The following is a 10,303-nucleotide window of genomic DNA, read 5'->3' as shown; positions in this document are numbered from 1 at the left end:
TGAACACCGCGCCTGGCCACAGCCGACCGGCACTGGACCTCAAACCGTCCTCATCACAAGACCCCAACCCGCAAGCCCGTAACGCAACGGCATTGTGGCTAGTTGCTGTTCCTCCCTGGGGTTTCGCTCACGAAGCCGTTGTCCTTGCTGTCGTCGCTCGTGTCGGGATGGAAAAGGGCCTCACTCAGGTATCCGAGTCCAGGCAGACCGGGAGCGTCGTACCCGTCGCCGTTGCCGTCGCTGCTGGTTTGCCCGACGTCGGTGATCTGGATGTTGTCCGCGCCGATGTTGCCTTCCGAGAGGACGGAGACCGGGACACGCTTGGCGTTGACCAGGTTGAGAACGTCGGCGCCATTGGCAGCGCGCGCGGTCGCGGTGGCCGCCAGCAGGGCGCCGCACGCGGCTGCCACGGCGAGGATGCGGGAGGTGATCTTCATGGCCTGTATAACGGCTCGTACGACCGTCACCTGTAGCACTCACTCCACGTGCGGGCTGTGACCAGCACAAACGCTGCGGCGCTCAGACCTTGGTGTCACGTACTCTCGTGGGCCAGCCTGCGGTAGCGCATGATCAACCGCTCCAGCTACGGCGTCAAGCACAGGCCCGCTGCCATCGAACGAGACCGCGACGACGCAGCCTGAGCCACCACCGCGTCAGATCCGTCATCCGAAGCAAAGATCACCGTTCTTGTGGATGCACACACGAAGCACGGCTGAAAGCCGCTGGGCGTCCTCGATGTGTCTCTCCATGCCTGCATCGAGGTTTCGGCACCCACTGCCAGAGGATCGCCTCCAGCCTGGGGCGAACAGCGGCGCGCGCAGTCCTGGGGAGACAGATCCTTGCTGTGATCGTCTGGATGATTGAGGAACGGTTCCAGCTCGGTCGAGACCTCCGTCCATGGCCGGTCTCCGCCGAAGCCGATCATCTCGCCCAGGTCGAAGCCTTCAACATGAACCAGCCGGCGACGGAACATGGCGAAACCTCCATACGAGAAGCAAGCGTCCGGACCATCGATGGCACCGTCACCGGGGAACGGACACAGCCCCATGGCACCCCTTCCTTCTGGATGCACACGATCGGCGCCTCCGGGCATCGACGGCAACGGGGTGTCGGGCGGCCTGCCGCACTGACCGTCAACTCGCCGAGCCGGTGCAGGTATCTCCGTACTCCGTGGAGCACTCAACGGAGTACGCCGACAGCCGGAGCTCCGGTCGCCTCAGCCGCGGCGTTCGCGAGCGCTGTGTTGTGGCATAGCCACATGCGCTGGGCGCAGTCACGCAAGGCCGGGACGAGTTCGACGAAGGCAGAGAAGTTCGCGTCGGCGTCCCCGGCACCGGCACCGGCACCGGCACCGACCCGATAGCGCAGGGCGTGGCGTGCTCGCGCAGGGCCGCGAAGTTCGGACTGGCCCTGAGGCCGGTCGCGTACGGCTGCCGGCCACCGGGCTTCCTGGTCGGCGCCCTCGCCGAAGACCAGCGCCTCTTCCACGCGGGCGTGCTTGAGAAGAGTCGTAGTGGACGCATCTGCCGCATCAACGATGTCGCGGTACCGACCTGGTCGTAGCCGCGTTCAAGGAAGTGGCGCAGAGCAACGTCGGCCAGGGACGGCCGGATTGCGGCCTTCTGGTGCTCGCGCTGTCCCACCGCTGTGAGCACCGCAGTCGTCTCGCCCATGCCTCAACCCTACTCCACTTCGGTTAGGCGGATTCATAAGTTGTCTCGTTGCACTTTTGGACCGAGTGTGCTCTTCTGGAATGGCCGGCCGCCTGGGCACTGCCCGGCCGCAGTGTTCTTCTCCTCCAGCGCCGAGCACCCCACTCCATGAACGGAGCACCACCATGAGCACCTTCACCGCGCCCCGCATCGCGATCATCGGTGCCGGCCCAGGCGGCCTGACCTGCGCCCGCATCCTCCAGCGGCACGGCATCACCGCCACCGTCCACGACCAGGACGCCTCCCGCACCGCCCGCAACCAGGGCGGCACCCTCGACATGCACCCCGAATCAGGCCAACACGCCCTGCGCGAAGCCGGACTACTGGAGGACTTCCTGGCACTGGCCCGCCCCGAAGGCCAACAGATGCGCCTGGTCGGCCGCGACGCACGCGTCCTGTTCGACGCCGTCCCACCCGAGGCCGACACCCAGGACGGCAACCCGGAAATCGACCGCGGCCAGCTTCGGGATCTCCTGCTGGACGCCCTCACACCCGACACCGTGCGCTGGAGCCACAAGCTCACCCAGGTCGAACCCCTCACCGGAGGCGCCCATCGCCTGCACTTCGCCGATGGCGCCACCACCGAGGCCGATCTCGTCATCGGAGCCGACGGCGCCTGGTCGAAAGTCCGCAGGCTCCTCTCCGACGCAACGCCCGTCTACACCGGCGTCACCTTCGTCGAAACCGGCCTCGACGACGCCGACACGCGCCACTCCGGACTCGCTTCCCTCACCGGCAACGGCACCATGATGGCTCTCGACAACAACCAGGGCGTCATCGCCCAGCGCAACAGCCACCAGCACATCCGCGTCTACATCGGCATGCGCACCGACGAGAACTGGTACCAGAAGTCCGGCCTCGACCTGGCCGACACCGGCGCGGTACGCGCAGCACTGCTCAAGGAATTCACCGGCTGGAGCCGCGACCTTCTCGGCTTCATCACCGACACCGACACCGGATACATCAATCGGCCGTTGTATGCCCTGCCTGTCCCCCACACCTGGCAGCACACCCCCGGCCTCACCCTCCTGGGCGACGCCGCCCATCTCATGTCGCCGTTCTCCGGCATGGGCGCCAATCTCGCCATGCTCGACGGTGCCGACCTGGCCCACGCCGTCATCAACAACACCGGCGTCGACGACGCCGTCCGCGCTTACGAGCACCTTCTGCTGCCCCGCTCCAGGGAAGCAGCCGAAGGCGCCGCCGAGGGAATCGACAGCGCCTTCGCGCCCGACAGCGCCACCCGGACCCTCGCCCACATGACCCAAAGCCACTGACAGCAAGAGCAGAACCGAGCACCAGCAGACACTCCGGGCCGGTGTCGTCAGGCACTTGAACTGCCCTCGTTTCGTTCGAGACCAGGGGCACCATTCCGCGGAGTTGTCAGGCGATGTGCGGCCGCTGCAGTGAGGGACCGGGTCACCCGTGCGGGACTCCGGGGTTATGTCTCGTCCGGTGCACCGGCCGCTCGGCCGCCGTCGTTGTCCTTCTGGACCGGCGGTTGCAGTGACAGCTCATCGGAAGGTGCGCAGTCGCCGCAAAGAGAGGCCACAGCCGCGCGCACCTGCTGCTGGACCGGCTCGGACAGCGGCTGGCCCTGAACTGTGGCCACCAGTTCCTCAGCGATCACGGCGAGTTTTGTGTTCGTGTTCTGGGAGGCCGCGACCAGCACGTCCCAGGCGTCCTGAGCGCTGAGGCCGAACGTGGCCATCAGGATCCCTGTCGCCTGGTCGATGGCCGGACGCGTCTGCATGGCACGGCGCAATTGGTCGACCTCCATGCGCAGGTCCTCGTCACCGTTCAGAGCATCCTCCTCGCATGCTGCGCTCGGCGGAGCGGGGGCGCCTGCCGGCCGGCTCGAGGCCCCGCGCTCAAGCGTGAACAGGGGCCACGTGCCCGTGATGCTCAGCAGGCGCTGCACCAGAGGGCCGGCAGCCTGGATGGTCACCGTTTTGCCTGCGGGCAAGGCGCGGTGCCGTACAGCCAGGAAGCGATTCAAGCCGGAGCAGTCGCAGAACGTTGTCCCGCTCAAGTCGAGATCCACCCCATAGGTGCTCCGCGTGACGGCGTCCTGCAGCGCGGCTTCGAGCGCCGCTTCCGCGCTCATGTCGATCTCGCCGCGAATCGTCACGCGCATGCGCCCTCCGCGGGGCGAAGCGTCGATCAGGAGACCCGGCGGTAGTGCACCCGCTCCGGCAGGCGATGGCATCACTGATCGTCTGCTCCCTATTCCCCCCGCCCTGGCCCGCTGCCGGGGAAGCCTCTGCTTCAACATGGCCGCCTCCTCCATGGCGCCCGCTGATCCTCCACTCAGGTTCGGCTCGCCGGCGGTTCCCTGTCAAGGAATACCGGAAAATTATTTCATCCTTTCGAATGCGTGAACCGCATGTCCTACCGTGGAGGCATGGGAGAAGTACCTGCGCCACAGACCGGATGGACGTTCCTCACCAACCACGCCCGGGTCCTCGCCGCGATCGCGAGCAATCAACGGACCCGCATCCGCGACATCGCCGCACACTGCCGGCTCACCGAACGCGCGGTCCAGAAGATCATTTCTGACCTGGAGGCCGACGGTTACCTCACCCACGACCGTGAGGGCCGGTCCAACGCATACAAGATCCAGCCGGGAACCATCCTGCGCCACCCGGCCGAGGCGGACCTGACCGTGGCGGAACTGCTCTCCCTCCTGGTCCAGCACGACGCCCGGCGCAGCGAAGAGACCAGCAGAACCAGCTGACAGCCCCGGTACAGGTTCCCCACGACAGAGCGCTGGACCGTTCAGGCGACTCCACCTGACCGTCTCCGGTCTGCGCTCACGGCCACCGTCCAACTGCTCGCCGGTACCGGCTACAGGCGGGCGGGCAGGCAGGCGGCGCCGTGCGGTCGGCCATGACGAACCCGCCAGCTGCTCGCCACAGGGCTTCGGAGGTGCGGCCACTGCGAGCCCTGCACTCAAGTGCGCATCCTCGACTGGTACGTCGTCTGCCCCTCGCTGAGCCGGCGATCGCATCCGGGCCGCACGCACCGCGGTTGGCCTGCCGGGCGGCCAACCGTGCTCGGCCCGGTCGGCGGACGGCCAGCGGTGTCTGGTGGCCCGTCAGCAGCGCCAGCGCGCCTTCGTGGACTGAGTAGTTGAAGGCTCGCTTCAGAGCCGGGAGGATCCCCGGTGTCAGCATGGTTTTCAGCTACGGTGACGGGATCTCGCTGGTGGGTGTCCCCGTGTCATGTCGTATGCCGGTGGGGCGGTCTGACCGCAAAGTAGCTGGCTCAGCGGGAGCAAGTGCGCTTCGAGGCCAAGATCGAACTGGCGCCGGGCCCACCATGCCGTCACCCCGAACCGACTACCTCACCAGCCGGCTACCCGAGTAGCGTGGGCAACGGCTACTGGGGCCAGCACGCATAGATGGCCGAATGTGCACTGGACTTCACGCGGCCGGGTCTCCTCCAGCCAGCGCCGGAATCATCCAGGGTTCTCTCAGGGCGCACCACCATCGCGTCCCTGTTCCGAACGGTGGCTAGAATGAGCCATGACATCGAACCCCGTGCATTCTGGAATGAGTTGGGACCGGTGGCGCGCAGCAGTTCTGGCTTCCCTGCTGACTGCGGCGGCCCTCACATGGACTGCGGTTGCACTGAGTGTCGACACGACCGGCTCGACCGCACCAGACCCTGACAGTGTGACCGATGCTGATCTGGCCCGGCTGAGCGCTGCTGTGATGGCCGGCATCGCGGCGGTGGCTGCCGGACTGTGGTGGCGCCACTGGGCGGCCGTCCGTCGGCAGGTGATCGGCGGAGGTTGGGCGCGGGGGGCGTTTGCTGTCTCCGCCGTCCATTCGATGTTCGTCGTACCCGTGATTGTGTTCGCCTCCTGGGGCTGGAAGGCCCCTGTGATCGCATTCACGTGCGCGGTGCTCGCTGCCGGGGTTCGGGAGGCCGCCGGGGTGACTGCACCAGCTGCTGAGGTTGTCGGTTCGGTGTGACGTCAGGGGGGCCGACACCAGTTTGGTCCCCCACCAGCACGACGGAGCCGCCGAGCTGCTGGTGGACCGCGTCCAGCCAGGCAGCGAGGTCCTTCTCCCGAAAGCCCTTCTTCTCGTCCTTGCGGCCGTGGTGCACCAGTTGTGGAAGATCAGCCGGGTCCGCTGACGGGCCTTGCGGCAGACCGGACCGGCCGGGGAGATACACCTCAAGCCGACGGCGCGGACCGTGACCACGGCCGTGTGCCCGCGCAGGGACCGGTCCGCGCCTTCGGGGGTCGCAGCTCTTGCCCCGAGCCGACCGCGAAGCACAGCCACGCGTCCTGGGCCCTCACCGTCTTTCCACCTGCGGCTCTGTTTCTTTGATCCACGTGGCCACCGCGTCCTCGTCGCATTCGGCCGCCCGGCGCTGCGGGGCCCGCACGCACGCTCCAGGCCATCTGGCGCAGGTCGCCGGCTCTGCGCCGGGCGATCACCGCGGTGATGCGGGCGAGCCTCCATCGCCGGTCCTCCACTCAGCCATGCGAGGCCGGCCACTTCTCCAGCTAGGAGGCCGGCCACTCCCGGCATGCGTCGGCGTCGCCCCTTGACCGAAAAACTCAACACCCTCGAAGCGCACTTGCTCCCGCTGAGCCCGCTGCTGCACGGACAGCCCGCCCCCATCGGGATACCGCACGACACCCGGACACACCCACCGGCGAGCTCCCCGTCACCCTGGGCCGAAACCCTCAGTAGCGGCCGTCCGGCGAGCTGGTACCTGTCCTCACGCTCCCGCCCCCCGTTCGGGCGAACAAAAGGGGTGGCGGGCCGGCGCCCAGCCCGCCGGACGGCCCAGGAAAGGAAGGATTCGGCGGGCCTTCGGGTACGACTCGTTCCGGCACCGGACTCGGTCGCCATCGAGCCGACGGAACACGAGCGGGGGAGGAACGCCATCACCATGGACGGCACCCAGGAGACCAGGAATGCCCGTACGACGGACCGGGACGGATCCGCGGCGGGTGGCGGTCTGTCGGGCGGCGTGGCGCTGGTGACCGGGGCGTCCAGTGGCATCGGTGCCGCGACGGCCCGGGCGCTGGCTCGGGAAGGCTTCGCGCTCGCCCTGGTCGCCCGCCGCACGGACCGGCTGGCGGAGCTCGCCGCGGCCCTCGGGGAGCGGGGTGGTGGTGCGGTCCTCGCGGTGACCGCCGATCTCCGAGACGCCGCGCAGGCGGCCGGGGCCGTCGTGCAGACCGTGGACCGCTTCGGCAGGCTCGACGTCCTCGTGAACAACGCCGGCTTCAGCATGCCGAGCCCGGCGCTGGACAGCGACCCCGAGGACTGGGACCGGATGGTCGACCTCAACCTCAGGGCGGTACTGCGGATGTCCCACGCCGCGCTCCCGCACCTGCTGCACGCGGCGGACACGGGACCCCGGGGTGTCGCCGACCTGGTAAACGTCAGCTCGATCTCCGGCCGAGTCCCCCGCAAGGACAACAGCGTCTACTCGGCCACCAAACATGCGGTGTGCGTCTTCAGCGAGGCGCTCCGCCAGGAGGTGACCGGGCGGGGCGTCCGGGTCGGTCTCGTCGAACCGGGCATGACCGAGACGGAGATGACCATCGGCGGCAGACAGACGTCCGTGACCCACGGTCTGCCGCAGGACAGCTGGCTCCGGGCCGAGGACATCGCCCGGACCGTCGCCTTCATGGTCACCCAGCCTGCGCACGTCGCGATCAACGAGATCATGGTGCGGCCGACCGCCCAGGAGCGCTGACCGGCGCGGTGTCCGTGGGGTCCGGGCAGCTGGACGGCCACCGTCGCTCCGTGCGACTCCTGCCCCCTCCGACACCCAGCTGCCACGGCTCGCCAAGGCGCTCCCACCCCGGCTGCTCGACGACGTCCCCCGCGCCGACGTCGTCATCCACGCCGACGACCGGCTCGACACCTCGGCCCATCGGAGGTGGCGAAGTACGTGCTCGACTTCCTGTGCGGTCGGGGGTTGGTTCCGGTGGCGCTGCCCTTTCCCGTGAGGCCGAGGAATTCGCTGCGGGAGCGGGCATCGCAGCAGGCCAAGCACTGTACTCACGGGCCGATCCACGTTCACCAGGCGGGGACGTTTCCGCCGCCCTTCTCCAGTCCTCCATCAAGTGCCCGCGCAGAGGATGGCCGACTGGGGCACCCGGCACGAGTGCCTCGCAATGCCCCGCGTCTGCAGATCACGGCGGGGAGGGGGAAGCTGCTGCCACCGCGCGAAGGCCGGCCGTCCGTGCTTAACGTGAATGAGATGTCGGAAACGAGTCCGAGGTGCGTCCAGGACATGCCAAAAGGTCCCGGAAATTTGGGGACTGCCTGCCCGTGGAGTTCTCTTCGGGCGGTGTGCCGGGGTTTCACAAGGCTCGGTGAAAAGGGAGCATCGGACTCGTCGGGCATTGGCGATGGCGGCCGACTGACGGGACCATGGAGATGAGGATTCCGGCTGAATCATCCGCTGACGACTCTGACGGAGTGACGCCCGAGCGGCTGCTTCCACGCGAGGAGGACCTCGCGATCCTGGACGCGCTGTTCACCCAGTCACCGATCGGTGTGGCTGTGTACGACTCCCGGCTACGCGTCGTACGAGCCAATCCCGCTCTGGAGAGCATCCACGGAATTCCCAACGCCCAGTTGCTCGGTCACCGGCTCGGCGAGGTGCTGCCCGATATCGACACCGCCTCCATCGAGAGCCGTCTCACCAAGGTTCTGGAGACAGGTCTGCCCGTCGCCGGCACCGAGCATCACGGGCGCACCCCTGCCGACCCCGCCACGGATCGTGTCTGGGTGGCGTCGTCGTTCGCGCTGACGGGACCGGACGGCCGGACGCTGGGCGTCACCGACATGGTCACCGACATCACCGACCACCATCGCGCCCGGGAGCGTCTGGCCCTGCTCGATGAGGCCGCGACCCGCATCGGCACGACACTCGACGTCACACGCACCGCCGGGGAGCTGGCCGACGTCCTTGTCCCGCGCCTGGCCGACCTGGCCACGGTCGATCTCCTGGACGGCGTGGTGGCAGGCGAAGAACCTGTACCTCCCGGTAGTGGCGGAGGCGTGCTGCGTCTGACCGCACGCAAGGCCACCGCGCCGGCCATCGCCCAGGGGCTGCATCGGATCGGTGATGTCCAAAACTTTTCCGCCGCCACGCCGCACGCTCGCAGTCTCCTCAGCGGAGAGCCCGTGCTCGTCCCGGTGATCGACCCGGAGTCCGACTGGATCCGCGACTCCTCCGATCCCAGGGCGCAAACGCTGCTGGCACACGGGACGCATTCCCTCATGGTGGTGCCCCTTCGGGCCCGGGACACCGTCCTCGGTGTGGCGCACCTGTACCGCACGGCGGCCCGCCCGGCCGCCTTCGAGCCCGAGGACCTGGTGCTGGTGCAGGATCTGGTGGCCCGGGCGGCCGTCTGCGTGGACAACGCCCGCCGCTACACCGGTGAGCGGACCGCCGCCGTCACCCTTCGGCAGAGCATGTTTCCGCAAAACGTGCCCGCGCAGAGCGCGATCCATGTCGCGCACTGCTATCAGCCCGCCCGTGCGCACCCCGGGGTGGGCGCCTGCTGGTTCGACGTGATCCCGCTGTCCGGCGCCCGCGTCGCTCTCGCCATCGGCGATGTACCCGGGGAGGGCGTCGCGGCCGCGGCCTGCGCGGGGCAGATCTGTTCCGCCGTCCGTACCCTTGCACAGCTGGATCTGGCTCCCGAAGAGGTGCTCGCCCGGCTCGATGCCATGGTGCCTCGGCTGGTCGAGCGCGCCCGCACCTCGGGATCCGCTTCCATCATGGACAGACTCGTCGGTGCAACCTGCCTGTACGCGATCTACGACCCGGTGTCGCGGCGCTGTGTCCTGGCGAGCGCCGGTCATGCCCCGCCGGCAATCGCTGAACCGGCTCGTCAGGTACGTTTCCCCGAGCTGCCGCCCAACCAGCCGCTCGGGCTGGGCGACCCCGTCTTTGAGCCTCTCGAGATCGAGCTTGCCGAGAGCAGCACCCTCCTGCTCCACACCCGCGGCCTCCTTGATGGCAAAGACGCCGACCATGCGCTGAACGCACTTCTCCACGCGATCATCACTCAGGACAGTCTGCCCCCAGAAGAGATCTGCCAGGCTCTCGCCGACGTGTCGACGTCCCGTCTGGCCCCGCACAACGACGTGGCGCTGCTCCTAGCCCGTACGCGCGGTCTCCCAGCGGCTCAGGTCGCCACGTGGGACGTGCCCGACGATCCCGGCGCCGTCGCCGACACCCGCTCGCTGGCCCTGCACCAGCTGCAGCTGTGGGGTCTGGAGGACCTGGCCTTCACCACCGAACTCATCGTCAGCGAGCTGGTCACCAACGCCATCCGTTATGGCGGCCCGCCGATCCGGCTCCGGCTCATCCGCGATCTGATGCTGATCTGCGAGGTCAGTGATGCGAGCAGCACCTCACCCCATATCCGCCGGGCCGCCGCCACGGACGAGGGCGGACGCGGTCTCTTCCTCGTCGCGCAGTGCTCCCGGCGCTGGGGTACCCGCTACCACGACAGCGGCAAGACCATCTGGGCGGAGCAGGACCTCGCCGGCCCCGAAGGGACGTCGAACACATAGATCGCCGCACCGTTCGGC

10 protein-coding genes are annotated in these 10,303 nt (G+C 68.3%); 7 read left to right on the top strand and 3 right to left on the bottom strand.

Annotation, left to right across the window (positions count from 1 at the left end; genetic code table 11):
• Positions 1 to 98 precede the first annotated feature (98 nt).
• Both ACIRU3_RS43675 and ACIRU3_RS43670 read right to left on the bottom strand, forming a co-directional pair.
• Positions 99 to 437, bottom strand: coding sequence for a hypothetical protein (locus ACIRU3_RS43675; protein ID WP_404069359.1), 339 nt, complete (start codon positions 435 to 437; stop codon positions 99 to 101).
• Positions 438 to 583: 146 nt separating this feature from the next.
• Positions 584 to 973, bottom strand: coding sequence for a hypothetical protein (locus ACIRU3_RS43670; protein ID WP_404069357.1), 390 nt, complete (start codon positions 971 to 973; stop codon positions 584 to 586).
• 398 nt (positions 974 to 1,371) lie between these two features.
• Here ACIRU3_RS43670 and ACIRU3_RS43665 point away from each other — a divergent pair, with 398 nt between their 5' ends.
• Both ACIRU3_RS43665 and ACIRU3_RS43660 read left to right on the top strand, forming a co-directional pair.
• On the top strand, positions 1,372 to 1,563 hold the full coding sequence (locus ACIRU3_RS43665; protein WP_404069355.1) for a hypothetical protein: 192 nt from the start codon (positions 1,372 to 1,374) through the stop codon (positions 1,561 to 1,563).
• Positions 1,564 to 1,837: 274 nt separating this feature from the next.
• Positions 1,838 to 2,989 carry an FAD-dependent oxidoreductase gene (locus ACIRU3_RS43660; protein WP_404069353.1) on the top strand — a complete coding sequence of 384 codons (1,152 nt, stop codon included), beginning with the start codon at positions 1,838 to 1,840 and terminating at the stop codon, positions 2,987 to 2,989.
• A 164-nt stretch (positions 2,990 to 3,153) separates the two neighbouring features.
• Here the strand turns inward: ACIRU3_RS43660 and ACIRU3_RS43655 are convergent, their stop codons facing one another.
• Positions 3,154 to 3,849, bottom strand: a complete 696-nt coding sequence (locus ACIRU3_RS43655) for an ANTAR domain-containing protein (RefSeq protein ID WP_404069351.1) — start codon at positions 3,847 to 3,849, stop codon at positions 3,154 to 3,156.
• 267 nt (positions 3,850 to 4,116) lie between these two features.
• Between ACIRU3_RS43655 and ACIRU3_RS43650 the strand changes: the two genes are divergently transcribed.
• The 5 genes from ACIRU3_RS43650 to ACIRU3_RS43630 all read left to right on the top strand — a co-directional run bounded on the left by ACIRU3_RS43650 (position 4,117) and on the right by ACIRU3_RS43630 (position 10,285).
• The gene (locus tag ACIRU3_RS43650) at positions 4,117 to 4,449 is read left to right on the top strand and encodes a helix-turn-helix transcriptional regulator (RefSeq protein ID WP_404069349.1); all 333 of its coding nucleotides are present in this window, start codon (positions 4,117 to 4,119) and stop codon (positions 4,447 to 4,449) included.
• A 940-nt stretch (positions 4,450 to 5,389) separates the two neighbouring features.
• On the top strand, positions 5,390 to 5,692 hold the full coding sequence (locus tag ACIRU3_RS43645) for a hypothetical protein (RefSeq protein WP_404069347.1): 303 nt from the start codon (positions 5,390 to 5,392) through the stop codon (positions 5,690 to 5,692).
• Between the two features lie 22 nt (positions 5,693 to 5,714).
• On the top strand, positions 5,715 to 5,858 hold the full coding sequence (locus ACIRU3_RS43640; RefSeq protein ID WP_404069345.1) for a hypothetical protein: 144 nt from the start codon (positions 5,715 to 5,717) through the stop codon (positions 5,856 to 5,858).
• Between the two features lie 768 nt (positions 5,859 to 6,626).
• The gene (locus ACIRU3_RS43635; RefSeq protein WP_404069343.1) at positions 6,627 to 7,442 is read left to right on the top strand and encodes an SDR family oxidoreductase; all 816 of its coding nucleotides are present in this window, start codon (positions 6,627 to 6,629) and stop codon (positions 7,440 to 7,442) included.
• Positions 7,443 to 8,173: 731 nt separating this feature from the next.
• Complete coding sequence (locus ACIRU3_RS43630) at positions 8,174 to 10,285, top strand: SpoIIE family protein phosphatase (protein WP_404069341.1); 2,112 nt, start codon at positions 8,174 to 8,176, stop codon at positions 10,283 to 10,285.
• Positions 10,286 to 10,303: the final 18 nt, after the last annotated feature.

This window comes from Streptomyces sp. NPDC101151, assembly GCF_044768335.1.
In the GTDB taxonomy this organism is placed as follows: Bacteria; Actinomycetota; Actinomycetes; order Streptomycetales; family Streptomycetaceae; genus Streptomyces.
This window is presented reverse-complemented; position numbering and strand designations above follow the sequence as displayed.

Bases quoted from the DNA above. Each gene is read 5' to 3' on its own strand.
- ACIRU3_RS43650 (WP_404069349.1), top strand. From the start codon at position 4,117: ATGGGAGAAGTACCTGCGCCACAGACCGGATGGACGTTCCTCACCAAC.
- ACIRU3_RS43635 (WP_404069343.1), top strand. From the start codon at position 6,627: ATGGACGGCACCCAGGAGACCAGGAATGCCCGTACGACGGACCGGGAC.
- ACIRU3_RS43675 (WP_404069359.1), bottom strand. From the start codon at position 437: ATGAAGATCACCTCCCGCATCCTCGCCGTGGCAGCCGCGTGCGGCGCC.
- ACIRU3_RS43670 (WP_404069357.1), bottom strand. From the start codon at position 973: ATGTTCCGTCGCCGGCTGGTTCATGTTGAAGGCTTCGACCTGGGCGAG.
- ACIRU3_RS43660 (WP_404069353.1), top strand. From the start codon at position 1,838: ATGAGCACCTTCACCGCGCCCCGCATCGCGATCATCGGTGCCGGCCCA.
- ACIRU3_RS43655 (WP_404069351.1), bottom strand. From the start codon at position 3,849: ATGCGCGTGACGATTCGCGGCGAGATCGACATGAGCGCGGAAGCGGCG.